This window comes from Streptomyces sp. NPDC051109, from assembly GCF_044455885.1.
GTDB lineage: Bacteria > Actinomycetota > Actinomycetes > Streptomycetales > Streptomycetaceae > Streptomyces.
Genome location: NZ_JBITFF010000029.1, coordinates 1 through 25,307, shown reverse-complemented (window position 1 = coordinate 25,307; position 25,307 = coordinate 1). Strand labels below are relative to the sequence as shown.

Below are 25,307 nucleotides of genomic sequence, written 5' to 3'. Positions count from 1 at the left end.
GCAGGTGACGAGGACGGGTCGGCGACCGATGCAAAGGTGGCCGCACTCGACCGGCACCACGGCCTCGGCGACCGCGAAGCATCCGCCCACCGGCGCGAGGTCACGCGGTGCGGGCGACGCACCTCCCGACCGCCCGACGCCCCCTCCCCCGCCGACACCGCGGATCGGCGCCCGCCTGCCGCGGTCGCCGCGTCGCGAGGCGGTGCGCGGCCTCAGACGCCAGGGGCTTGAGGGGCGTGAGGTGCGTTGCCGTAATAGGCATCCGGTCCGTGCTTGCGGGTGAAGTGCCGCTCCAGCAGATGCCTCGGCGGTTCGCAGGTGTCTCCGAGGCGGGAGCCCAGCGCCAGCGTGTGCAGCGCCATCTCCGCCACGGCCTCGCAGACGATGGCGTTCTCCAGCGCAGCCTTCGCGGTGGCGCCCCAGGTGAAGGGGCCGTGTCGTGAGACGAGTGCTCCGGGGACCTCCTCGGCCCGACGGGGGTCGCCGTCGAGCCGGGCAACGATCACCTGTCCGGTGTTGTACTCGTAGTCCTGCGCGCACTGCTCGGCGGTGAGGTCCGCCGTCACGGGGACGGGGCCGTTGAAGGTGTCGGCGTGTGTCGTGCCGAGCACGGGGATCGGGCGGCGCGCCTGGGCGAAGGCGACGGCGTGCGCCGAGTGCGTGTGGGTGACGCCGCCGATGGAGGGGAAGGCCCGGTAGAGGCACCGGTGGGTTTCGGTGTCGGTGGACGGCCTGAGGTGTCCGTCGACGACCCGCCCGTCCTCCAGCGCCACCACCACCAGGTCATCCTCGGTGAGGTCGGCGTAGGAGACCCCGGACGGCTTGATGACGAAGACACCGGCGTCTCGATCCACGCCACTGACGTTTCCCCAGGTGAGTGTGGCCAGACCGGCCTCCGGGATGCGCAGGTTGGCCGCGAGGACCTCGCGACGGAGGTCCTTGAGAATGGTCTCGCTCACTACGCTCTCACCGTCTGTCTGGCATGCGCGGCGGTTTCTCCGGACCGGCGTCCCGCCGGCCCCGCGGTCGCGCATGAGCGGGCTGGACTGATCGGGGGCCGCACCAGGCATCGCGGCTGCGCTGTCGCAGCTATCCCACCCACCCAGCTACCCCGCTCGAATTGTTAACGCTAACAAGCGGTAATCTCAAGAGGTGCGAGAAGATTCATGCCCCCACCATGCGTCCAACGCTGCATAATATGAACGCCCACATCGATCCTGATCGACGAACTCCCGGCCGGTCCGAGATATGCGCGGGCCGCGGCTGGTTCGGTACCTTGAGGGAAGGCCGCTCGATGAGGAAAGGAAGAGAGTTGACCCAGCTCCCAGACGTCTCGCGAGCGCCCACCATGACGGACGTCGCACGTGTCGCCGGCGTGTCCCATCAGACCGTTTCGCGGGTGCTCAGCGACCACCCGAACGTCAGCGCCAAGACCCGGGCCGCCGTGACGCAGGTCATCGAGCAGCTGGGGTACCGCCGCAACTCGGCAGCCCGGGCCCTGGCCACTCGCCGGACCCACACGCTGGGCGTCATCGCGGTGAACACCACTCTGCACGGGCCCGCCAGCACCGTGGCGGGAGTTCAAGAGGCGGCTCGGGACCGCGGCTATCTGACGTCCGCCGTCACGCTTCGGACCGCCACGCAGACAGCCCTCGCCGAAGCCATGCAGCACCTCGCCGGGTGGGGCGTGGAGGGGATCGTCGCCGTCACTCCCCAACGCGCCGCGGTGAGGGCCCTGGCGGCATTGGAAGCACCGTGCCCGGTGGTCACCGTGGAAGGCGGCCACACCCTCGACCTGCCGGGGGTGTCGCTGGACCAGACCCTCGGCGCTCGCATGATCACGGAACATCTTCTCGCGTCGGGCCACGCCACCGTGTGGCATGTCGCGGGCCCTCCCGACTGGCTTGAGAGCGAGGCCCGCACTCAGGGATGGGAGGACGCGCTCCGAGATGCCGGCGCCGAGGTGCCGCCCTTGCTGCGCGGCGACTGGAGCCCGCTGTCGGGATACCAGGCCGGCCAGCAGCTCGCGGGGCGGTTCCGGGCGTCACGCGGGCGGGGCGCGGGCCTCACCGCCGTGTTCGTCGCCAACGACCAGATGGCCCTCGGTGTCCTACGGGCCTTGCGGGAGGCGGGCCTGCGCACGCCGGAGGACGTGGCGGTCGCCGGCTTCGACGACATCCCCGAGGCCGAGTTCTTCCCTCCCCCGCTCACGACGATCCGTCAGGACTTCGCCTCGATCGGCCGCGACAGCATCGGGCTGCTCCTGGACCACATCGAAGGCCGGACCGACGAGTCGACGCACCTGGTGGTGGCGCCCGAGCTCATCGTGCGCGCCAGCACCGCCCGCAGGATCACTCCCTCCGGCAAATGACCGCCACATGACCCCCGCCCGCCCGGCCGTCGGCCCCTCTCACGGGAAGCCGGGCCCCGGGGGCTCCTCGTACGGGGGAGGGCGCCGCGGGCACGAAGACCGCCGCCCGGTGCTCCTGCGGCACCGGACGGCGGCGACGGCCGGCGCCGCCCCTCTCAGGCGGGGACCGTGGTGAAACTGTGGATCGTGGTGGACCGGTACAGCTCGCCCGGGCGCAGCAGGACCGTCGGGTAGTCGGGGCGGTTGGGCGAGTCGGGGAAGTGCTGGGTTTCCAGCGCGACCCCCGCGTAGGCCTGGTAGGGCTTGCCTGCCTTGCCCGTGATGTCACCGGTCAGGCCTTGGGCGGTGTAGACCTGGACGCCCGGTTCCGTGGTGAGCACCTCCATCCGGCGGCCGGATGCGGGGGCGTACAACACGGCGGCCTTGCGGGGACGGGCTCGCCGGGCGCCGTCGAGGACCCAGTTGTGGTCGAAGCCGCCACCGGCGAGGGCCAGTTGCGCATCCGCACGGGTCAGTACGTCGGAGAGCCGCCGGGGCCTGCGAAGGTCGAACGGGGTGCCGCCGACCGAGCGGTGGGGGCCGTCGGGGATCAGCTCGCTGTCGACGGGGGTGTAGCGGGAGGCCTCGACCTGGAGATGGTGGGCCAGGACGTTGCCGCGCCCCTCCCCTTCGAGGTTCCAGTAGGCGTGGTTGGTGAGGTTGACGGTCGTCGGCGCGTCGGCGACCGCCTGGTACGACAGGGTCAGGTTGTCGTCCCGGTCCAGCGTGTAGGTGACGCGGACGTTGAGGGCGCCGGGGAATCCCTGGTCCCCGTCGGGGCTGTGCAAGAACAGACGGACACCCGTACGGTGCACGGAGTGGAAGGGTTCGCACCGCCACACGCGCTGGTCGAACCCGTCGGGACCGCCGTGCAGCGTGTGCCCGGTCTCCTGCGTGGCGAGCCGGTGGGTGACGCCGTCGACGACGAGTCGGCCGCGCGCGATCCGGTTGGCGTAACGGCCCACCGTCGCGCCGAAGTAGCGTGCGGAGCCCTCGCAGGCGCCGGGGTCGCGGGCGGCGGCGAGCACCACGTCGGCGGTGTGGCCCCAGCGGTCCGGCAGGATCAGGGAATGGAGGCGGGCGCCGCGCGTGTGGACCTCCGCGCAGGCCCGTCCGGGGAAGCCGAACCGCCACCTCTCCCCCGGTCCTTCATCGTCCAGGCGCAGGGGGCGGACCGTCCGCGGACAGGCGGCAGTCGGCCTGGGCTCGGTGGCCTGGGAGACGGATTCGTATGCGTGTTCCATGACGGTTGTCCCTGGAAATCGGTCCACCGGGGGGCGCGCCGGGAAGCGAGCTGTGATCGCGGCGCGCGACCGCGGTGGCACGGGCTGATGGCCTGGCCGGAGTCAGTCGGTGGTGGTGCGGTGGCCGCTCATCAGACGTTGCAGCACGATGAACACGAGCAGCAGGGCGCCGATGACGATCCGGGTCCACCAGGAGCTGAGCGTGCCCTGGAAGTTGACGACCGTCTGGATCATGCCGAGGACGAGCACGCCGAGGGCGGTGCCCAGGACGAAGCCGGAACCGCCGGTCAGCAGCGTGCCGCCGATCACGGTGGCGGCGATCGCGTCGAGTTCCATGCCCATGGCGTGGAGGGCGTAGCCGGAGAGCATGTAGAAGGTCAGCAGCAGGCCGCCGAGTGCGGAGCACAGGCCGCTGACGGCGTATACGGCGATCTTGGTGGAGCCGGTCGGAAGACCCATCAGGCGTGCGGAGGACTCGTTGCCGCCCAGCGCGTACACGTTTCGACCGAAGCGCGTGTGGTGCAGTACGACGAAGGCGATCACCAGCACGGCCAGGGCGACGACCACCGGGATCGAGACGAACAGGCCCCCCGGGCCGTACAGCCGGGTCTGCGCGATTCCGGTCGTGGTGGGGTCGCTGATCGTGATGGATTCGGTGCTGATCGTGTAGCAGAGCCCGCGGGCGAGGAACATGCCCGCCAGGGTCACGATGAACGGCTGGATCTCGAAGGTGTGGATGATCCAGCCCATGAGCGTCCCGCTCGCGGCGCCGACCAGCAGGACGAGGGGGATGACGCCGGCCAGCGGCCAGCCGTGCGACTCGACCAGCCAGGCGGTGAGCATGGTCGACAGGGCCACCATGGAGCCGACGGACAGGTCGATGCCGCCGGTGAGGATGACGAAGGTCGCCCCGACCGCGACGACCAGGAGGAATCCGTTGTCGATCAGCAGGTTCAGCACGACCTGGGCGGAGAGGAAGCCCTCGTAGCGCACCGATCCGACGCTGAACATGACGACCAGCAGGACGGCCGTGACGATCAGTGGGATACGGGTGCGGGTGCGCGGCGACACGGTCGCGAAGGGGCGGGTGAGCCCAGCGGCGGCGCTCGCGATGCCGGTACTCATGCGCCTGCCTCCTGCTGCTGCTGCGGGGCGGCGCCCGCTGCGGTGTGGGGTCGGGGAGTGGTCGTCCTGCTGCGGCGCAGGACCTTGGCCCGGAAGACCGGGGACTGCACGAGGCAGACGGCGATGACGACGAAGGCCTTGAAGACGAGGGTGGTCTCGGGTGGGACACCGAGGGTGTAGACGGTGGTGGACAGGGTCTGGATGATCAGGGCGCCCAGGACGGTGCCGCCGACGGAGAAGCGTCCTCCGGTGAGGGCCGTGCCTCCGACGACGACGGCGAGGATCGCGTCGAGTTCGATCCACAGGCCGGCGTTGTTGCCGTCGGCGCTGGAGACGTTGGAGCTGATCATCAGCCCGGCGACGGCGGCGCACAGCGCGCTGAAGACGTAGACCAGGGCGAGCAGACCGCCGGCCCGGATGCCGACCAGGCGGCTGGCGGCGGGATTGCCGCCGACGGACTCGATCAGCATGCCGAGTGCGCTGCGGCGGGTGACGAAGGCGGTGAGCGCGACGAGGACGGCTGCCAGGAGGACGGCGAACGGGAACGTCAGCCAGTAGCCGCCTCCGATCATCTTGTACGGGGCGCTGGTCACCGTGATGATCTGGCCGTCGGTGATCAGCTGGGCGACACCGCGGCCCGCGACCATCAGGATCAAGGTGGCCACGATGGGCTGCACTCCCAGCCCGGACACCAGGAACCCGTTGGCCAGGCCCAGCACGAGGGCGACGCCGAGCGCGAGGGCGACGGCCGTGAGCATGGTGGTGACACTGCCGGGATCCGCGGCAGTGGAGATGTGCCCGCAGGCGAGGGCGCCGGCGATGGCGACGGTGGAACCCACCGAGAGGTCGATCCCGCGGGTGGCGATGACCAGGGTCATGCCGAGCGCCACCAGGATGAGGGGCGCGCCGAACTGCAGGATGTCGATGAGGCTGCCGTAGAGGTGGCCGTCGCGTATGCGGACGGAGAAGAAGTCGTGGTGGAACGCGAGGTTGCCGAGGAGCAGGGCGAGCAGGACGAGCACGGGCCACAGCAGGCGGTGGCCGGCCAGGCGTCTCCCGATTCCTCCGGCCGCCTCGGACTTGGCGGGCTGGGTGGTCATGAGTCCGTTCCGGTGGCGATGGTCGTGAGGAGGCGTTCGGGCGTGACGGTGTCGTCGTTCGCGAGGGTGGCCACCATGCGGTGGTCGCGGAGCACGGCGATGCGGTGGCTCAGGCGCAGGACCTCTTCGAGTTCCGCCGAGATGAACAGCACGGAGGTGCCGTCGCCCGCCAGGCGGGCCACGAGTTTCTGGATCTCCGCCTTGGCCCCGATGTCGATGCCCCGGGTGGGTTCGTCGAGGATCAGGAGCCGGGGGGCGGTCAGCAGCCAACGCGCGAGCAGCACCTTCTGCTGGTTGCCTCCGCTGAGGTGGCGCACCTGCGCTTCGGGGTCGGCGGGCCGGATGTCCAGGGCTTCGATCCAGTGTCGCGCCAGTTCGTCCTGCTTCGCCCGGGCCAGCGGCCTGGTCCAGCCGCGGGCGGCCTGCAGGGCGAGGATGATGTTCTCGCGAACCGTGAGCTCGCCCACCAGCCCCTCGGACTTGCGGTTCTCGGAGCAGAACGCGATGCCCCGGGCGATGGCGTGGCGGGGGGTGCGCAGGACCACCTTCTCGCCCTCGATGCTCACCTCTCCGGCGTCCGCGCCGTCCGCGCCGAACAGGAGGCGCGCCACCTCGGTGCGGCCCGAACCCAGGAGCCCCGCCAGCCCGATGACCTCGCCGGCGTGGATGTCGAGGTCGTACGGTTCGATCGAGCCCGTGCGGGTCAGTTGTCGCGCCCGGAGGAACGGCACGCCGGCCGCCCGTACGGCCGCTTCCGCGTGGGCACGGCCGGACAGCTGGTCGAGGGTGGCCAGTTCTCCGCCGATCATGCGCTGTACCAGCGTCACCGGCGTCAGTTCCCCGATGGGGTACTCGCCTTCCAGTCGGCCGTTGCGCAGGATGGTGACGCGGTCGCAGAGGTCGAATACCTGGTCGAGGAAGTGTGTGACGAACAGGATGGCCACACCGCGGTCCCGCAGGCGCCGCACCAGTGTGAAGAGCTGGGCGACCTCCTCGCGGTCCAGGCTGGAGGTGGGTTCGTCCAGCACGAGCACCTTCGCCGAGACGTCCACCGCCCGGACGATGGCGACCAGTTGCTGTACCGCCAGCGAATGCGAATCGAGCAGACTGGTGACGTCCAGGTCGAGGTCCAGTTCCGTCAGCAGCTCGGCCGCCCGCTGCCGCATCGCGGACCAGTGGATGAGGCCGAACCGGCGCGGTTCGCGCCCGATGAGGATGTTCTCGGCGACCGAGATGTTCGGGCAGAGGTTCACCTCCTGGTAGACGGTGCTGATTCCGGCCTGCTGCGCCTGGAGGGGGTCCGCGAACGCGTGGGGCCGGCCGTCGACCACGAGGGTGCCGCCGTCGGCGGGGTGGACACCGGTGAGCACCTTGATCAAGGTGGACTTCCCGGCGCCGTTCTCGCCCATCAGGCCGTGGACCTCACCGGGGAAGAGCCGCAGGGCGACTCCGTCGAGGGCGAGCACGCCCGGGAACTGCTTGCGGATGCCCTGGGCTTCCAGGACGGGTCGCGGTCCGCCCGCGTCCGTGGGCCGCGGGGTGGTGGACGGGGATGCCATCCGCCCTCCTCTCATGGGTGGGGTGGTGGAGCGGGCTGCCGACGGTGGAGGCACCTGGGTCGTCACTTTCCGATCTTGTCTGCCGAGCCGGCAGAGACGGCCGGGGCCGGGCTTCCTCCCGCACCGGAACCCGCTGCGTCAGTAGCTCCGGGACGGCAGCGCGGCCGCGGCCTTGTCCTGCGGGAAGACACCCTCCTGGGTCTCGATGCGAGGCGGCACGCTCTCCCCTGCCGCGACCTTCTTGGTCAGCTCCATCAGCTGGTCACCGAGCATCGGGTTGCACTCCACCACGACGTTGATCTTGCCCTCGGTCATCGCGACGAAGGCGTCCTTGATCCCGTCCACCGAGATCACCTTGATGTCCGTACCGGGCTTCTTGCCGGACTCCTCGATGGCCTGGATGGCGCCGAGGGCCATGTCGTCGTTGTGGGCGTAGAGGACGTCGATGTCCTTCTGGGACTTCAGGAACGCCTGCATGACCTCCTTGCCCTTGGCGCGGGTGAAGTCGCCCGTCTGCGAGGCGACGATCTTGAACTTGCCGTCGGCGCGGATGGCGTCGGCGAAGCCGGCCTTGCGGTCGTTGGCGGGTGCGGAGCCCGTGGTGCCCTGGAGCTCGACGATGTTGACCGGGCCCTGCTGGTTCGCGTAAGCGGCGGTCAGCCACTCGCCCGCGGACTTGCCCTCCTTGACGAAGTCCGAGCCCAGGAAGGTCTTGTAGAGGGAGGTGTCCTTGGTGTCCACGGCGCGGTCGGTGAGGATGACCGGGATGCCCGCGTCCTTGGCCTCCTTCAGCACCGTGTCCCAGCCGGACTCCACGACCGGCGAGAAGGCGATGACGTCGACCTTCTGCTGGATGAAGTTGCGGATCGCCTTGATCTGGTTCTCCTGCTTCTGCTGCGCGTCGGAGAACTTGAGGGTGATCCCGGCCTTCTTCGCCGCCTCCTGGACGGACTTGGTGTTGGCGGTGCGCCAACCGCTCTCGGCGCCGACCTGGGCGAAGCCGAGCGTGATCGTCTTGCCGGCTCCCGCCTTGGCCTCCGAGGGGGAGCTGGAGGCGGGGCTGCTGGTCGAGCAGGCGGTCAACGAGGAGGTGAGAAGGGCTGCGGTGAGGACGAGAACTGCTCTGCGAGCCATGTCGGGTGTCCTTTCAGGGTGTACAGGAAGAGGCGCCGCACGGCCGGGGCCGGGCTTTTGCCGACCAGGAGTCCCAGGAGTGCCGCGGTGCACGGCTGCCGGGGGGCCGGCGTCCGGGTCGGCAGGAGAGGGACCCCCTTGAGGGGGCACCGTGGCATTGTGAGCGCTAACAAGCCAGGTTCTCAACCCCCTTGCGCACGTTACCTCCCCGTTACCCCCGGGTGCGGCAGCGAGGCGGGCTTCAATCCGTTCGCGATGCCACCGGCCTCACCACCCGGATGGGAGGCGCAACCCGCGCCACATCGACGGCAGATCGATCCGGGCCGCCGTATACGGAGGCCAGTGCGCCGATGGAGCTCAACGTGATCCGCGCAGGCCCCTTGCCTATCGACATTGTTAGCGCTCACAATGTATTGCATTGGACCACCCGCCACCCGGCCGACCGCCGCGATCGCGGGCGGCAACGCCGCCTGCCGGGCCGCCGCCTGCCGCCCCGCGGCTCCTTCGAAAGGCACTCCGTTGACCTCACCCCGTCCCCTCGCGCCCACCCCGTATTCCGAGGAATCGGAGCAGTACACGGTCGGCGTCGACTTCGGCACGCTGTCGGGCCGCGCCGTGGTGGTGCGGGTTCGCGACGGTCAGGAGCTGGCCGCGGCGGTCCACGTCTACCGGCACGGCGTCATCGACCGCCACCTGCCGCACGGTGGTGCGCTCCTGCCTCCGGACTGGGCCCTGCAACACCCGCAGGACTGGCGGGACGTACTGCGACACGCCGTCCCGCAAGCCGTGGCGGCGGCCGGGATCGACCCCGCCGCGGTGATCGGCATCGCCACCGACTTCACCGCCTGCACCGTCCTGCCCACGCTGGCTGACGGGACCCCCCTCGCCGAGACCGAGCTCGCCGGGCGGCCGCACGCGTGGCCCAAGCTGTGGAAGCACCACTCGGCCCAGCCGCATGCCGACCGCATCAACGAACTCGCCCACGCCCGCGGGGAGAAATGGATCGCCCGCTACGGCGGCCGGATCTCCGCCGAGTGGCAGTTCGCGAAGGCCCTGCAGGTCCTGGAGGAGGATCCGCTCGTCTACGAAGCCTGCGCACGGTGGATCGAGGCCGCCGACTGGATCGTGTGGCAGCTCACCGGATCCGAGTCCCGCAACGCCTGCACGGCCGGCTACAAGGGCATCCACCAGGACGGCGCCTACCCGAGCGAGGAGTACCTGGCCGCGCTGAACCCCCGGTTCGCCGACTTCGCGCGCACCCGCCTCGAATTCCCCCTCTCCGCGCTGGGCTCACGAGTGGGCTCGCTCAGTACGGAGGCGGCAGCGTGGACGGGGCTGCGCCCCGGCATCGCCGTGGCCGCGGGCAACGTCGACGCCCATGTCACCGCGGCGGCGGCCCAGGCCGTCGAGGACGGGCAGCTGCTCGCCATCATGGGGACCTCCACCTGCCACGTCGTGAACGCCCCCGTCCTCGCCGATGTACCCGGCATCTGCGGTGTGGTGGCCGGTGGGATCGTCGAGGGGACCTACGGCTACGAGGCCGGCCAGAGCGCGGTCGGCGACATCTTCGCCTGGGTACTGGACCAAGGCGTCCCGTCGGACTACCTCACCGAGGCCTCCGACCGCGGCGAGGACCTGCACACCCTGCTGACCCGCAAAGCCGCCGGCCAGCCGGTCGGCGGACACGGACTGGTCGCCCTCGACTGGTTGAACGGCAACCGTTCGGTCCTCGTCGACCACCACCTCTCCGGCGTCATCGTGGGCCTCACCCTCGCGACCCGCCCCGAGGACGTCTACCGCGCGCTGCTCGAAGCCACCGCTTTCGGCACCCGCGTCATCGTGGAGGCCCTGGAGACCGGCGGCGTGCCGGTGCACGAGTTCATCGTCGCCGGCGGACTGGCCAAGAACGAACTGCTGATGCAGATCTACTCCGACGTGCTGCGCCGCCCCGTCTCCCTGGCCGCGTCCGACCAGGGCCCCGCCCTCGGGTCGGCCATCCACGCCGCCGTAGCCGCCGGCGCGCACGCGGACGTGCGCACGGCCACCGCCGCCATGGGCCGCCGCCTGCCCGCCGTCTACACGCCCGACGCCTCCCGGGCCGACGCCTACGACGCCCTCTTCTCCGAATACCGGCTCCTGCACGACCACTTCGCCGTCGGCGGCCTGCTGCACCGGCTGAGGAGCATCCGCCACACGGCCCACACCGGGGGCTGACCCCGCCCCGCTGTTCGCAACCACTTCCCCACCCGCCCGCCGCCTTCACCCCCGTCGCGGGACGTCACCTTCAGGAGTCCATGTGCCCAGCCGAACATCTCCCGCCCAGGAAATCTGGTTCCTCACGGGCAGCCAAGGACTGTACGGGGAGGAGACCCTGAAGCAGGTCGCCGAACAGTCCCTGCAGATCGCCACCACCCTCGCCGACGTCTCCGGCATTCCCGCACGTGTCGTATGGAAGCCGGTCCTGACCGACGCCGACGCCATCCGCCGGATATGCCTCGACGCCAACGCCGACGAGCGGTGCATCGGCCTCATCGCCTGGATGCACACCTTCTCGCCGGCCAAGATGTGGATCGCCGGACTGGACGCGCTGCGCAAGCCGTTGCTGCACCTCCACACCCAGTCGAACGTGGCCCTGCCCTGGGAAACCATCGACATGGACTTCATGAACCTCAACCAAGCCGCCCACGGGGACCGCGAGTTCGGGCACGTCCAAGCCCGTCTCGGCGTCCCCCGCAAGACCGTGGCCGGCCACGTCAGCGATCCGGTCACGACCGCACGCGTCGCGATCTGGGCGCGGGCGGCCGCCGCGCGATCCGAACTGGCCACCCTCAAGGTCGCCCGCTTCGGCGACAACATGCGCGACGTGGCCGTCACCGAGGGCGACAAGGTCGAGGCCCAGTTGCGCTTCGGCGTCTCCGTCAACACGTACGGCGTCAACGACCTGGTGGAGGTCGTCGACAGCGCGGACGAGAGCGAGGTGGCTTCCCTCGTCGAGGAGTACGCGGACCTGTACCACCTGGCGCCGGAACTGCGACCGGGCGGCGAACGGCACGACTCGCTGCGTTACGGGGCCCGCATCGAAGCCGGCCTGCGCACCTTCCTCGAAACGGGCGGCTTCGGGGCCTTCACCACCAACTTCGAGGACTTGGGCGGACTGCGCCAGCTGCCCGGGCTCGCGGTCCAGCGGCTCATGGCCCAGGGCTACGGCTTCGGAGGAGAGGGCGACTGGAAGACCGCCACCCTGCTGCGCGCCCTCAAGGTGGCCGCCACCGGTCTCCCGGGCGGCACGTCCTTCATGGAGGACTACACCTACGACATGACGCCCGGCAACGAGCTCATCCTCGGTGCGCACATGCTGGAAGTCTGCCCCACCATCGCGACCGCCAGGCCCAGCTGTCAGATCCACCCCCTCGGCATCGGCGGGCGGGAGGACCCGGTGCGCCTGGTGTTCGACGCGGCCCCCGGGCCGGCCGTGGTGGTCGGGCTCGCCGACCTCGGCGACCGCTTCCGCCTGATCGCCAATGACATCGACGTGGTGGCACCCCCTCACCCGCTGCCCGCCCTGCCCGTCGCCCGCGCGGTCTGGCGGCCCCGCCCCGACCTGCGGACCTCCACCGAATCCTGGCTGACGGCCGGAGGCCCGCACCACACCGTCCTCAGCACCGCCCTCACCTCCGACCACCTCGACGACCTGGCCGAGATGCTCCGCACGGAACTCGCACTCATCGACGAGACCACCACCCCGAAGACGTTCCGGCGCGATCTCCGCTGGAACCAGGCATACCACCGGCTCGCACTGGGACTTTGAAACCTCCCCCGCCTGAAGGCGGGGGATTCCCAGCTCACTTCGCCTGGCACCTTGCAGGTGGCTTACAAGGTCAGCGCTAGGCGGGTTGAGACCGGCCCGGACGAGCAACACGCGGGCGGAGCGCCTGTCTCTGGAGGACACCGCTCCGCACGCGGTGCACGTATACGTTCTCGTCGAGAGGGAGAGTGCGTGCTTGGCTCCCGCTCCGCACTGCGCGCAGTCCATCGGATGTCGTGGTCGCGGTCTCCCGCCCACCCCAGTCGACGCCGATCACACGTCCGGTGGCGGGCAGCGGCTCCGTCCCGGCCGGCATCACAAAGGTGGCGTACCAGTGGCCGACGGCATCCCGGTACACGCGGACGCCGGACGGGAGCGCGGGCAGGTCCCTCGACCACACCACGCTCAACACGTTCCCGCCGGCCAGATGGAGACGGCCGTCCTTGATACGGAAACCGCGCCGCGTGTAGTTCGACGTAGGCCGCGCCTCACGCTCCTTCTTCGGCCGCGGCATCCCCGCCCGCCCACGCACCGGCAGCCTCTCCCTGACGTCCGCCGGCGCCTTGGCCGTGTACCGGCACGCCCGGCCCCGTCAACCACCGGCGCTGTCGTCACGGCGACGCGTGGAGGCCGGGCGGGCCCTGAGGGCCTGCCCGGCCTCGTCGTACGCGGAGCCGTCTCCGGGCGGGGCGCTCTGTTATTCGAGCAGCTCCGCGTACGAGCCCATGGCCAGGGCGATGTCCGCCTGGGCCCAGAACCGGTGGTAGGTGAAGACGGGCGCGGCGCCGCCGGCGAGGTAGGCCTCGACCTTCGGCCAGGCCGGGTCGTCCTTGTAGAAGGAGCGGAGCGAGGCGAAGGTGGACGAGGAGTTGACCTTGTCGCCGTTCGGCATCACCCCGGTCCACGTACCGGGGACGTATACCGGGTCGTTGAAGCGCTTGTAGTCGGTCCGGGTCTCCTGGACGGAGAGGCCCAGCGGGTCCTGGTGGTGGGCCCACATGCCGTCGAGCAGTGCCTTGGCGACCCGCTTGGCCTCGGCGTTCCCGGATTTCGCGGCGTAGTAGGTCAGGGTTTTGGCGTATGCGGCGGCCACGCCCACGTCGTCGGTGTAGTCGGCTACGGTGACGTGCAGGCCCGCGTTGGCGCCGGGCGCCGAGGCGTTCCAGGTGTCGGGGGCACCGGACCACTTGAGGGTGGAGGGGATCCGGTAGGTGCCGTCGGGGTTGATCGTGGTCTTCGACAGGGCCCAGCCGACCCACTTGTCGAGCAGGGCCTTCGCGCCCGCGTCGCCCGTCTGCTCGTAGAGCTCGGCGACCCGCTCCATGGACCAGGCCTGGAAGCCGAACCACTGGTTGGACGGCGGGTCCTGGTAGACCGGCTTCTCGTCGTAGAAGAGGCCGTGGAAAGTGGGGGTCCCGGCCGGGGGCTGTGCGTAGCGCCCCTGCCAGCTGTTGGTGGCGCCGCCCGCGATGGCGCCCTCGTCGGACTGGAGCCAGCGGTAGAACTCCAGCTGCCGGTCGAGGCTGGTCGCCCAGTCGGTGGCGCCGGTCGGCGACTTGGGCTTCAGCGGGGCGTACTCGCTGAGCGCGTAGGCGGCGAGGGGGTTCTGGTAGCCGCTGTGCGCGTGGCTGGAGCCGATCCGCCAGGACCAGCCGGCCGAGGTGTCGGTGGCGCCGCCCCAGGCGTAGTACCAGGACATCAGGTAGTGCGCGCTGTCCTTGCCGGTGCCGGCGGGGCAGGCGGTCGGGCCGACGCAGTTCCCGGCCTTCTTGAAGTACTTGTCGAACATGGAGTACCGCAGGTAGTCGCCCATCTTCGCCGCCTTGGAGACGGTCGCGGTGACCTGCGTTCCCTTGCCCTGTTCCTTGGCCCAGACGTCGGCCCAGTAGGCGGCCTGGATCGCCCGCGCGTCGGCGTCCGGGGCATCGGTGAACTTCCACTGCTTGGCGTAGGAGGCGTCCCCGGTGAAGAGGTCGAGGTAGCCGTTCTTGCCGCCGTAGGCGAACCTGTCGCAGGTGGGGTGCGGCACCGTCTCCCAGACCGATTCCTCGGGTCCGCGCTGGAAGGTGTTGATGTACGAGGGCCCGGTCGCGGTCGGGCCCGCGGAGCACTTTCCGGGCTCGTTGCCGTAGCCGTAGACGTTGTCGACGTCCTGGAGCCAGTGCATGCCGTAGATGTCGTCCGTGCCGTACGCGCTCTTCAGCTCGCCGGCGATCGGGTCCGCGCCGGGGGCGACTCCTCCGTCGAGCTTGGCCGGGTACTGCGAGGGGAGGTCGTGCTCGGGTGCGTAGGTGGCGGGCTTGGAGGCGTTGTAGGAGCCGGTCGTCGGCTGGTCGGCATGGGTGGGGATCATGAACTTCTCCATGGTCTCCCACGCACCGTTGAACTTGGTCCAGTCCCCGGTGATCTTCCCGTACATCGCCTGCAGCCAGATCAGGTAGCTGTAGGCCTCCGAGGTCGTCTCGTGCCCCTGGTCCGGGGCCTCCACGATGAGCGTCTCGACCGAGTGGTACGGGATGCCCTCGGGCGAGAAGTAGCCGTTGGCCGGGTTGGTGATCTTCCCGTGGAGGTCGAGGAAACGGGCGTCGTACGTGGAGTCGGCGGCCAGCTCGGCGACCGTCACCTCGGCCTTCGTGTGGCCGGGGGCGGTCATGGTGAAGACGGCGGAACCGCTGCCGGTGGTCCCGGCGGTGACCGTCACCCTCTGGGCGGTGCTCCAGTTGGCCGGGGTGAAGGTGAGGGCGGCGGGTGTTGCGGTGAGGTCGGTGTTGCCCGAGGTACGGGCCACGCCCACCGTGACGTTCGCGGTCGGCTGCTGGGAGAGCTTCAGGTCGAAGGTGCCCGTCTGACCGCGGCGCACGGAGAGCTGCGCGGGGGTGGCGACGAGCGCGGGGCCGGCGGCGACGGTGATGCCGACGGGCGCCGACTCGGCGGAGGCCCCGAGGCTGTCGTAGGCCTTCGCGTAGAGGGAGTGGGAACCGGCCGCGAGGCCGGTGGCATCCAGGGTGAAGGGCGCCGTGGTGTCCGTGCCCAGGAGCATCGTGTCGCTGTAGAACTCGACCTTGCCCACGGTGGCGCCGTCGGCCGCGGCGGCGGTGGCGGCTAGCGGGACGGGAGTACCCGCCGTGTAGACGGCGCCCGCGGTGGGGCTGGTCAGAACGGCGACCGGGGGCTGGTGGGCGCCGGTGCACGGGGTGCCGTTGACGGCGAAGGAAGTCGGGGCGGCGTTGGTCCCGCTGTAGCTGAACTGGGCGCCGGCCGTGACGGCCGCACCGGCGGCGACGGTCTTGCTCCAGTCCGGGGCCGCGACGCGGACGCTCTTGCCGGACTGGGTCCAAACGCCGTTCCAGCCGTTGGTCAGCTGCTGGTTGCCGGAGTAGTCGTAGGTGATGTTCCAGCCGTCGAGAGCGGTCGCGGACCGGTTGGTGAGGGTGAGTTCGGCGGTGAAGCCCGAACCCCAGTCGTTGGTCTTGTAGTCGACGCTGCACTGCACCGCTGCGGCCGCGGCGGTGGTGGCGCCGACGGCCGAGAGGCCCAGGGGGAGGGAGAGGGCCACGGCCGCGGCGGACGCGGTCAGCAGTTTGCGTCGTAAGTGGAATCCGGGTGGGGGATGCGACGACATGCGGAGGGTTCTCCTCGCGGCTCGGGGGAGACGGGATGGGAGGAGCGGCAGGGCACAAGCACTGAACCAGTGGGAGCGCTCCCACTGTGCAGACGGGTCGCGACGACGTCAAGACGCGTGAAGAGTCGAAAGCAATCTGCGAGGAATTTACTCAACTCCTCTTTTCCTTGGCGGCACTTGGAGCTACGGTCTGGCCCCAACCAGTGGGAGCGGTTCCATCTGTCGGCGCGCCGTCAGGGCGCACCTCGCTGCAGGACTCGCTCCTCGACACCCCCGCGCCTGTCAGCACTGCTCGGCGGAGCGGCGCTGACCTCGCGCGACGGCGGTACCTGCCGGCATCGGCCACGGGGTCACCGGCACGCAGGACCTGGTGGGGGCCGTGCATGCGACCGGGGCCCGCAGTCTCCTGCCGGTCCCCGGGATCGCCACAACGACCCGAGCCGGTCCCCGGGATCGCCTGCAACGACCCGAGCCAGGGGCTGACCCGTTCCCCACCCTCGCCTCGGCCGCGGACCGGGCCCCGGTCGCGGGCGAGAGCGGCGAGCACACCTGCGGACACGCGACCATCGACCGCGCCACGGCCCGGTTCCGACGACCGCACCCGCTCCGTACGGCGACACCCTCCGCACCACGGCACTCCCCCATTCGGCACCGGGTGCGCGACCGCCTGCGCACCCTGAACTGAAAGGCACCCACGAAATGAGCCGCACCATCCCCCGCACCGCCTTACTGGCGGCCCTCAGTCTCGTCACGGCCGCCGGCGCCACCGCCACGGCGTTCGGTACCGGCGCCGGCGCCGGCGCCGCCACCGCCGGCTGCAAGGTCGAGTACCAGATCTCGAACCAGTGGAACACCGGCTTCGGTGCCAACGTGATCGTCACCAACACCGGCGACCCGGTCGCCTCCTGGACCCTGGAGTGGTCCTACGCGAACGGCCAGCAGGTCACCCAGGGCTGGAACGCCACCATCACCCAGTCCGGTGCCGCGGTGACCGCGAAGAGCATGTCCTACAACGGGTCGCTGGCCACGGGCGGTTCGACCTCCTTCGGGTTCAACGGTTCGCACACCGGCACGAACGCCGTCCCAGCGACCTTCAAGCTCAACGGCGTCACCTGCAACGGCGCCCCCGACCCGACCCAGCCCCCCACCACACCCCCGACGACCCCGCCCACGACGCCGCCGACCACGCCTCCGCCCACCGGCGGCAAGGTCGACAACCCCTACGCCGGCGCCAAGATGTACGTGAACCCCGAGTGGTCCGCCCATGCCGCCGCCGAGCCGGGCGGCAGCAGGGTGTCCAACCAGCCCACCGCCGTATGGCTGGACCGCATCGCCCTCGTCACGGGCACGAGCGGCACGATGGGCCTGCGCGACCACCTCAACGCGGCCCTGACACAGAAGGGCAGCGGCGAACTCGTGGTCCAGCTCGTGATCTACAACCTGCCCGGACGGGACTGCTCCGCGCTCGCCTCCAACGGCGAACTGGGCCCCACCGAGATCGACAAGTACAAGACCCAGTACATCGATCCGATCGCCGCGATCCTCGCCGAACCCAAATATGCGGGGCTGCGCATCGTCACCACCGTCGAGATCGACTCACTGCCGAACCTGGTCACCAACGTCTCCGGCCGCCCCACCGCGACCGCCAACTGCGACGTCATGAAGACCAACGGCAACTACATCAAGGGCGTCGGCTACGCCCTGAACAAGCTCGGGTCGATCGCCAACGTCTACAACTACGTCGACGCCGGCCATCACGGCTGGCTCGGCTGGGACGACAACCTCGGCGCCTCCGCCGAGATGTTCAAGCAGGCCGCGACCGCCGAGGGCTCCACGCTCTCCAACGTGCACGGCTTCGTCGTCAACACCGCCAACTACAGCGCCCTGAAGGAGGACAACTTCAAGATCGACGACTCCGTCAACGGCACCTCCGTGCGCCAGTCGAAGTGGGTCGACTGGAACCGCTACACCGACGAACTGTCCTATGCCCAGGGCATGCGGACCAAGCTGGTCTCCCTGGGCTTCGACGCCAACATCGGCATGCTCATCGACACCTCCCGCAACGGCTGGGGCGGCACGGCCCGGCCGACCGGGCCCGGCGCGCTGACGAGCGTGGACACCTACGTCAACGGCGGCCGCTACGACCGGCGCATCCACCTCGGCAACTGGTGCAACCAGTCCGGCGCCGGACTCGGCGAACGACCGCAGGCGGCCCCGGCCCCCGGCATCGACGCCTACGTGTGGATCAAGCCGCCGGGCGAGTCCGACGGGGCGAGCAAGGAGATCCCCAACAACGAGGGCAAGGGCTTCGACCGGATGTGCGACCCCACCTACACGGGCAACGTACGCAACGGCAACAGCATGTCGGGAGCCCTCCCGAACGCACCGCTCGCCGGCCAGTGGTTCTCCGCCCAGTTCCAGGAGCTCATGAAGAACGCCTACCCGGCGCTGTGACGCAGGGCGGCTGACGAGCCCGGAGCCCTGCGGAAGCGTTCCCTTCCGCAGGGCTCCGGGCCTCGGCATCCTCGGAAGGAACCGGCTCCGAGAGGCCTCGTCCGCCTCTGACGCCCAACTGCCGTCAGGACGACCGGCCGGCCGCCCAGGTCACCGCGGCCGCGGAGGACACCGCCTTGTCGATCACCACGACGCCGCTCGGGCAGGACGCTTGCTACCGAGGTGCTGCGGGGCTGCTGCCCGGCCGGCCCCCCGAAGCGGTTCAGGAGGAATCCCGCACGACCAGTGCCGTCGGGAGCACACGGCGCGGCTCCTCGCCGTTGCCCTGCTTCGGGGCGGCACCGGCTCGGGACCCCTCCGCGATCTTCCGGAGCAGGAGCCGGGTCATCGTGCGGCCCATCTCCTCGATGGGCTGGCGCACGCTGGTCAGGGGCGGGTCCATCAGACGGGCCACCGGGGAGTCGTCGACCCCTACGAGGGCGACGTCCTCGGGGACCCGCCGGCCGGCCTCGCGCAGCACGCCGCGCGCGCCGGCCGCCATCACGTCAGAGGCAGCGAAGACGGCGTCCAGGCCCGGGGCGCGTTCCAGGAGCTCGCGCATCGCGAGCCGGCCGCCCTCCTCGGTGAAGTCCGCGGCCGCCACGAGCGACTCGTCGGGCTTGATTCCGGCCTCGGCGAGACCCGCGCGGTAGCCGCCCAGACGGGCGCGGGCCACGTACATGTCCAGCGGCCCGCTGATGGTCGCGATCCTGGATCGGCCGCGTCCCGCGAGGTGGGCGACGGCAGCCCGTCCCGCACCGATGTTGTCGGAGTCCACATAGGCCACCGGCTCGGCCTCCGAACGCCGCCCGTTCATGACGACCGGCAGGCCCAGCCGCGCGATCCGGTCGGGCAGCGGGTCGTTCCCGTGGACCGATGCCAGGAGCACGCCGTCGACCCGCTGGGCCGCCAGGTAGTGCTCGAACCGCTGCCGCTCGGCCTCGGTCCGGACGAGGGTGAGCAGCAGCTGCTTGTCCGCCTCGGCCAGCTCGGCGCTGACCCCGCGGATCAGGTCGAGGAAGTACGGCTCCGAGAACAGCCGGGCCTCGGCCTCCGGAATGACCAGGGCCACCGCGTCGGTACGACTGCCGGCGAGCGCCCTGGCCGCCTGATTGGGCACGTACCCCAGCTCTGCGACGGCCCGGGCCACGGCGTCCTTGGCCCGCTCGCTCACCCGCGGCGAACCGTTGATGACCCGGGAGACCGTGCCCCGGCCGACACCGGCCAGGGCCGCGACCTCTTCCAGAGTGGGCCTGCTGCCGCTCTGCCGTCCGCTCACGCTCTTGAACTCCCCTCGTGTGCCATCGCACTCCGCACCGGGCGCGGGCCCGGCTTGCTGATCAGGCAAGCAGGACGGTGCACCCGCCCCGCAGCCGTGGGACACGTTACGCCGACTCGGGGTGGGAGCGCTCCCACAGTACTCCCCATCCCCTCCTGCCACCACCGTCGCGTTCACCACCTGACGCGGGCAGCGCGCCGGAGAAGGAAGCAGTCCGGGTCCGAGGCCCCGTGTAATGAATTCGCGTTCATCTCTTGACACCCGCACCCGCCAGGCAGCAACCTTCCGGCATCGACGTGGGAGCGCTCCCATCAAGGGGTGCGACAACGGCCCTCACATCAGGGTCCGGGCGGGCCCTGGCCGAGCCGCGAACAGCCCGCCGGACCCCATGGCGCACAACGAGCACCACCTTGGACGAGGAGAGTGGAATGCGCACTTCCAGCAGCAGACGCGGACGCGGACGCCGCACCGTGATCAACGCGGTCGCCGCGGTCGCCGTCTTGGCGACCGGTACGGCCCTGCTCACCGGCTGCGGCGGTGACGGCGACAGCAACAAGAGCAAGGGCGACGGCGCGGCCGGCGGCGAGCAGATCACGCTGCGGATCGGTACCTTCGGTTCCTTCGGCTACGACGACGCGACCGGGGCCAAGCTCTACGCCGAGTACGAGAAGGCCCACCCGAACATCAAGATCGAAGAATCGAACGTCGCGGACGGGCAGAAGTACTGGGACACCCTCAAGCTGCGACTCTCCCGCGACAGCGGTCTCGCGGACATCCAGGCCCTGGAGGTCGGCTACATCGCGGAGGCGACCGGGCCCGCCATGGCCGGCAAGTGGGCCGACCTCGGCAAGACGGGCGGCGCGGACCTCGGCGCGTTCCTGGACTGGAAGGTCAAGCAGGCCACGACGGGCGACGGCAAGGTCATCGGCCTCGGCACGGACATCGGCCCGATGGCCATCTGCTACAACAAGGACCTCTTCGCCAAGGCCGGACTGCCGACCGATCGCACGGAGGTCGCCAAGCTCTGGGCGGGCGACTGGGCGAAGTTCATCCAGGCCGGCGAGGCGTACAAGAAGAGCGCTCCCGAGGGGACCTCCTTCCACGACTCCGCGAGCGGCCTGTTCAACGCCGTGATCTCCAGCGAGCCGGTGCAGTACGCCAACGCCAAGGGCGAGCTGGATTACGAGAACAGTCCTGGCGTGAAGAAGGCCTGGGACACCGCCGTGGCGGCGGCGAAGGGCGAACTGACCGCGAAGCTGCGCCAGTTCGACGAGAAGGGCACTTGGAACGCGGCCTTCAAGAACTCGAAGTTCGCCACCGTGGCCTGCCCGAGCTGGATGACGGGCATCATCAAGGAGCAGGCGGGCCCGGAGAACCAGGGCAGGTGGGACATCGCCGCACCGCCCGTGGCCGGGAACTGGGGCGGCTCCTTCCTCACCGTCCCGAAGTCGGGGAAGCACACCAAGGAGGCGGCCGAACTCGCCGCCTGGCTCACCGCTCCGGCCCAGCACGCCAAGGTCTTCGCCGTGAACGGCAACATCCCCTCCTCCAAGGACACCCTCAGCTCTCCGGCGGTGCAGGACGCGAAGCTGCCGTACTTCGGAGACACCCCGGTCGGCAAGATCTACTCGGAAGCCGCGGCCGGCATCACGCCCGCCCCGATCAGCCGCTGGGACGGCCAGGTGAAGACCTTCCTCACCGACAACGGCATCCTCGACATCGAGCAGCGCGGCACCGACCCGGCGAAGGCCTGGGAGAACGTCAGGAAGCTGGTCGCCGACAAGATCGACAAGTAGCGGGGCACGCGGCGGCCCGCCCCCACCCGCCTCCCACCCGCCTCCCCGCGGGTGGCGGCGGGCCGTCGCCGACCGCTCCACCGCACCACCGCACGCATCGACCTGGAAGGACGCCCCCGTGGCCACCTCCGTACGGGCGACCAGTGGCGGCTCCCCGCCGCCCGCCGCACAGCCCCCGGCCCCCAGCCCCGGCTCCCGCGAGCAGCGGCCCTCCGGCCGGGGCGGACTGCGCAGCACGCTCTACCGCCTGGACCTGAAGGCGGTCCCCTACGTCTTCCTCGCCCCCTTCTTCCTCACCTTCGCGGCCTTCGGACTCTTCCCCCTGATCTACACGGGCTGGCTCTCGCTCCACCGGGTGGAACTCGGCGGCAGCGCGCAGTGGAAGGGTCTGGAGAACTACACCTCCCTGGCGAGCAGCGAGTTCTTCTGGAACGCCCTCGCCAACACCTTCACCATCGGCGTGATCTCCACCGTTCCCCAGCTGCTGATGGCCCTCGGCCTGGCCCACCTGCTCAACTACAAACTCCACGGCCGCGGTTTCTTCCGCGTGGCGGTGCTCGCCCCGTACGCCACCTCGATCGCGGCGGCGACGCTCGTCTTCGCGCAGCTGTTCAACACCGACTACGGGTTGATCAACACGGCGCTGGGCTGGGCCGGCTTCGAGCCGGTCGCCTGGGAGTCCTCCAAGTGGCCTGCTCAGATCGCCATTTCGGTGATCGTGACGTGGCGCTGGACCGGCTACAACGCCCTCATCTACCTGGCCGCGATGCAGGCCGTACCCCAGGACCTCTACGAGGCGGCCGCGTTGGACGGGGCTTCGCGCTGGCGCCAGTTCCTCAGCGTGACCATCCCCTCGATCCGGCCGACGATCCTGTTCACGGTCGTCGTCTCGACCATCGGGGCCACCCAGCTCTTCGGCGAGCCGATGCTCTTCGGCGGCAGTGTCGGCGTCAGCGGCGGCAGCGGAAACCAGTTCCAGACGCTGAGCCTGCTCATGTACGAGAAGGGCTGGGTGACCGGCGCGCTGGGCCAGGCCTCCGCCATCGCCTGGGTCATGCTCCTGCTCCTCCTGCTCATCGGCGGCCTCCAAGCTCTGGTCTCCCGCTCGAACCGCAGCCGCCGCAACGGCGACCGCAACCGCAACCGCGCCGGGCGCATTCGCACGAAGGCGGGGAGCTGAACCCATGAGCCGCACACTCGACACGACCGCCGCCGGGGCGCCGCGTGCCAGGCGCCTTCGCCCGTCGGCCGGCCGCCAGCACCACGCCGGACCGCTGACCTACGTCCTGCTCGGCCTCGCCGCCCTGGTCTCCCTCTTCCCCCTGTACTGGAACCTGGTCGCCGCCTCCCATGCGGGCGAGCGCGTGGTCAAGGCTCCGGCCCCGCTCCTGCCCGGCCCCCGGCTGTTCGACAACCTCTCCTTCGCCTGGAACCAGGTCGACATGGGCGAGGCGCTGGTCAACACGACGATCGTGGCCGGGCTCGTGGCCCTGTCCACCGTCCTGTTCTCCACCCTGGCCGGCTTCGCCTTCGCCAAACTGGCCTTCAGGGGCAAGGGCGCGCTGCTGGCGCTCGTGGTGGCCACCATGACGATCCCGCCGCAGCTCAGTGTGATCCCGCTCTACCAGATCATCACCGACCTCGGCTGGGTCGACCAGCTCCAGTCGGTCGTCCTGCCCTCGCTGGTCGCCGCCTTCGGCGTGTTCTTCATGCGCCAGTACCTCATCGAGGCCTTGCCCGTGGAGCTGGTGGAGGCGGCGCGGATGGACGGCGCGCACAGCCTGCGCATCATCTGGCACGTGGTGTTCCCGGTCGCCCGGCCCGCGATGGCGGTCCTGGGAATGCTCGTCTTCGTGCAGGCGTGGAACGACTTCTTCTGGCCGTTCATCGCACTGACCCCCGACGGGAACCCCACCCTCCAGGTCGCCCTGGCCGGCCTCGGCGCGGGAAACCACACCGTCGACCAGGCCGTCGTTCTGACCGGCGCGCTCATATCCACGCTGCCGCTGCTGCTGGTCTTCGCCGTCCTCGGCAAGCACATCGTGGGCGGCATCACCGCCGGCGCCGTCAAGAACTGACGGCGTCCGTCGGGCACGGCCGACCCCCCGGTCTGTTCGCACACCCCGCCTTCCGCCACCGCTTCGCCCGGCCCGATTTCTCCGGCACCACTTCATCCGAACCCGCGTTGGGAGCGCTCTCTCATGACCGCGTCCGAGACCCGGCCACTCACGGCCACCCGCACCTTCCCTCCCGGCTTCCTGTGGGGCACGGCCACCGCCGCGTACCAGATCGAGGGCGCCGCCCGAGAGGACGGCCGGACCCCGTCCATCTGGGACACGTTCTCCCACACCCCCGGCAAGGTCTTCGAAGGCCACACCGGTGACGTGGCCGTGGACCACTACCACCGGTTCCCCGAGGACGTCCGCCTCATGTCGGAACTCGGCCTGGGCGCCTACCGGTTCTCCGTCTCCTGGTCGCGCGTTCAGCCGACCGGCCGGGGCCCCGCCGTCCAGAAGGGCCTGGACTTCTACCGCCGGCTCGTCGACGAACTGCTCGCCACCGGCGTCACACCCGCCCTCACCCTCTACCACTGGGACCTCCCCCAGGATCTGGAGGACGCGGGCGGCTGGCCCGAGCGCGCGACCGCGGAGCGGTTCGCCGAGTACACGGGCCTGGTGGCCGACGCCCTCGGAGACCGGGTGAAGCATTGGATCACCCTCAACGAGCCCTGGTGCAGCGCGTTCCTCGGCTACGCCTCCGGCGTCCACGCCCCCGGCCGTACGAACCCGGTCGCCGCCCTGCGCGCCGCCCATCACCTCAACCTCGGTCACGGCCTCGCCGTCCAGGCCCTGCGGGCGGCGCTGCCCGGGGACGGTCGGGTCGCGGTCTCCCTCAACCTCCACGAGGTGCGGCCGCTGACCTCGACAGCCGACGACCGGGAGGCGGCCCGGCGCGTCGATGCCGTCGGCAACCGGATCTGGCTCGGACCGATGCTGGAGGGCGAATACCCCGAGGACCTCCTCGCGGACACCGCACACCTGACCGACTGGCCCTTCGTCCGGGACGGCGACACCGCGACGGTGCACCAGCCCCTGGACCTGCTCGCCGTGAACTACTACACCCCGACGGTCGTCTCGCAGGCGGCGGAGGGCGAAGCCGTGCCGCAGGACGACGGGCACGGCAACAGCGAGCACTCGCCGTGGCCCGGAGCGGAGGGCGTGGCGTTCCACCGGGCGCCGGGTGAACGTACGGCGATGGGCTGGCCGGTCGACGCGAGCGCCCTGTACGACCTGCTGACCCGCACCGCCGCCCGGTACCCCGGGCTGCCGCTCCTGGTCAGCGAGAACGGGGCGGCGTACGAGGACGAGGTCGGCCCCGACGGCACGGTCCACGACCCGCAGCGCGCCGCCTACGTCCACGCCCACCTCGACGCGGTGCACCGGGCGATCACGGACGGGGCGGACGTGCGCGGCTACTTCCTCTGGTCGCTGCTCGACAACTTCGAGTGGTCCTACGGCTACGCCAAGCGGTTCGGCGCCATCCACGTCGACTACGACACCCTGGAGCGCACACCCAAATCGAGTGCGCACTGGTACTCCCGCGTGGCCCGGACAGGAGAGCTGCGCGCTCCGGGCGAGGCCTAGATGTTCTGTCCAGGGAGGTTGTGGACGGGTGATGTAGGTCTCCGCTGAGGGATCTTGAAATGGGTGAGGGCCTTCTGGCCTGGTGTGGATTGCGAC

General features: G+C 70.4%; 16 protein-coding genes and 1 pseudogene. 8 read left to right on the top strand and 9 right to left on the bottom strand.

All coding sequences use genetic code 11. The features are described 5' to 3' along the window. Nucleotides 1-212: 212 nt before the first annotated feature. Nucleotides 213-959, bottom strand: a complete 747-nt coding sequence (gene araD / locus ACIBAD_RS33610; RefSeq protein WP_134067441.1) for an L-ribulose-5-phosphate 4-epimerase AraD — start codon at nucleotides 957-959, stop codon at nucleotides 213-215. Nucleotides 960-1,294: 335 nt separating this feature from the next. On the opposite strand from araD, the gene ACIBAD_RS33605 reads away from it, so the two are divergent. Then, on the top strand, nucleotides 1,295-2,371 hold the full coding sequence (locus tag ACIBAD_RS33605) for a LacI family DNA-binding transcriptional regulator (RefSeq protein WP_398910571.1): 1,077 nt from the start codon (nucleotides 1,295-1,297) through the stop codon (nucleotides 2,369-2,371). 155 nt (nucleotides 2,372-2,526) lie between these two features. Here ACIBAD_RS33605 and ACIBAD_RS33600 read toward each other — a convergent pair whose 3' ends face one another. The 5 genes from ACIBAD_RS33600 to ACIBAD_RS33580 form a co-directional block, all read right to left on the bottom strand. After that, entirely contained in the window at nucleotides 2,527-3,654 is a 1,128-nt protein-coding gene (locus tag ACIBAD_RS33600; protein ID WP_398910569.1) for an aldose epimerase family protein, read from the bottom strand. A gap of 102 nt (nucleotides 3,655-3,756) precedes the next feature. Next, on the bottom strand, nucleotides 3,757-4,779 hold the full coding sequence (gene yjfF, locus ACIBAD_RS33595; protein WP_398910567.1) for a galactofuranose ABC transporter, permease protein YjfF: 1,023 nt from the start codon (nucleotides 4,777-4,779) through the stop codon (nucleotides 3,757-3,759). After that, nucleotides 4,776-5,879 carry an ABC transporter permease gene (locus tag ACIBAD_RS33590; RefSeq protein ID WP_398910565.1) on the bottom strand — a complete coding sequence of 368 codons (1,104 nt, stop codon included), beginning with the start codon at nucleotides 5,877-5,879 and terminating at the stop codon, nucleotides 4,776-4,778. Before ACIBAD_RS33590 ends, yjfF begins: the two co-directional genes overlap by 4 nt. Beyond that, complete coding sequence (locus ACIBAD_RS33585) at nucleotides 5,876-7,438, bottom strand: sugar ABC transporter ATP-binding protein (RefSeq protein WP_398910563.1); 1,563 nt, start codon at nucleotides 7,436-7,438, stop codon at nucleotides 5,876-5,878. Before ACIBAD_RS33585 ends, ACIBAD_RS33590 begins: the two co-directional genes overlap by 4 nt. A gap of 138 nt (nucleotides 7,439-7,576) precedes the next feature. Next, the gene (locus ACIBAD_RS33580) at nucleotides 7,577-8,572 is read right to left on the bottom strand and encodes an ABC transporter substrate-binding protein (protein WP_134067451.1); all 996 of its coding nucleotides are present in this window, start codon (nucleotides 8,570-8,572) and stop codon (nucleotides 7,577-7,579) included. A 519-nt stretch (nucleotides 8,573-9,091) separates the two neighbouring features. Between ACIBAD_RS33580 and araB the strand changes: the two genes are divergently transcribed. Together araB and araA are read left to right on the top strand one after the other, a co-directional pair. Continuing rightward, nucleotides 9,092-10,786: a ribulokinase gene (gene araB, locus ACIBAD_RS33575; protein ID WP_398910561.1), complete on the top strand. Its 1,695-nt coding sequence runs from the start codon at nucleotides 9,092-9,094 to the stop codon at nucleotides 10,784-10,786. An 82-nt stretch (nucleotides 10,787-10,868) separates the two neighbouring features. Then, on the top strand, nucleotides 10,869-12,380 hold the full coding sequence (araA, locus tag ACIBAD_RS33570; protein ID WP_134067455.1) for an L-arabinose isomerase: 1,512 nt from the start codon (nucleotides 10,869-10,871) through the stop codon (nucleotides 12,378-12,380). A 63-nt stretch (nucleotides 12,381-12,443) separates the two neighbouring features. On the opposite strand, the pseudogene ACIBAD_RS33565 reads toward araA, so the two are convergent. After that, a pseudogene (locus ACIBAD_RS33565) lies at nucleotides 12,444-12,945 on the bottom strand (zinc ribbon domain-containing protein); the annotation flags it as partial. Nucleotides 12,946-13,074: 129 nt separating this feature from the next. Continuing rightward, the gene (locus ACIBAD_RS33560; RefSeq protein WP_134067457.1) at nucleotides 13,075-15,999 is read right to left on the bottom strand and encodes a glycoside hydrolase family 48 protein; all 2,925 of its coding nucleotides are present in this window, start codon (nucleotides 15,997-15,999) and stop codon (nucleotides 13,075-13,077) included. A 699-nt stretch (nucleotides 16,000-16,698) separates the two neighbouring features. Here ACIBAD_RS33560 and ACIBAD_RS33555 point away from each other — a divergent pair. Further along, nucleotides 16,699-18,453, top strand: coding sequence for a glycoside hydrolase family 6 protein (locus ACIBAD_RS33555; RefSeq protein ID WP_134067459.1), 1,755 nt, complete (start codon nucleotides 16,699-16,701; stop codon nucleotides 18,451-18,453). A 262-nt stretch (nucleotides 18,454-18,715) separates the two neighbouring features. On the opposite strand, the gene ACIBAD_RS33550 is transcribed toward ACIBAD_RS33555, so the two are convergent. Beyond that, nucleotides 18,716-19,771 carry a LacI family DNA-binding transcriptional regulator gene (locus ACIBAD_RS33550; protein ID WP_398910557.1) on the bottom strand — a complete coding sequence of 352 codons (1,056 nt, stop codon included), beginning with the start codon at nucleotides 19,769-19,771 and terminating at the stop codon, nucleotides 18,716-18,718. 428 nt (nucleotides 19,772-20,199) lie between these two features. Between ACIBAD_RS33550 and ACIBAD_RS33545 the strand changes: the two genes are divergently transcribed. From ACIBAD_RS33545 to ACIBAD_RS33530, 4 genes are all read left to right on the top strand, one after another. Continuing rightward, nucleotides 20,200-21,567 (top strand): ABC transporter substrate-binding protein, encoded by a 1,368-nt coding sequence (locus ACIBAD_RS33545; protein ID WP_398910555.1) that lies wholly within the window; start codon nucleotides 20,200-20,202, stop codon nucleotides 21,565-21,567. 118 nt (nucleotides 21,568-21,685) lie between these two features. After that, complete coding sequence (locus tag ACIBAD_RS33540) at nucleotides 21,686-22,747, top strand: carbohydrate ABC transporter permease (RefSeq protein WP_398910553.1); 1,062 nt, start codon at nucleotides 21,686-21,688, stop codon at nucleotides 22,745-22,747. A gap of 4 nt (nucleotides 22,748-22,751) precedes the next feature. Continuing rightward, nucleotides 22,752-23,645 carry a carbohydrate ABC transporter permease gene (locus ACIBAD_RS33535; protein ID WP_398910551.1) on the top strand — a complete coding sequence of 298 codons (894 nt, stop codon included), beginning with the start codon at nucleotides 22,752-22,754 and terminating at the stop codon, nucleotides 23,643-23,645. A gap of 123 nt (nucleotides 23,646-23,768) precedes the next feature. After that, on the top strand, nucleotides 23,769-25,211 hold the full coding sequence (locus tag ACIBAD_RS33530) for a GH1 family beta-glucosidase (RefSeq protein ID WP_398910549.1): 1,443 nt from the start codon (nucleotides 23,769-23,771) through the stop codon (nucleotides 25,209-25,211). The last annotated feature ends 96 nt before the right edge of the window (nucleotides 25,212-25,307 follow it).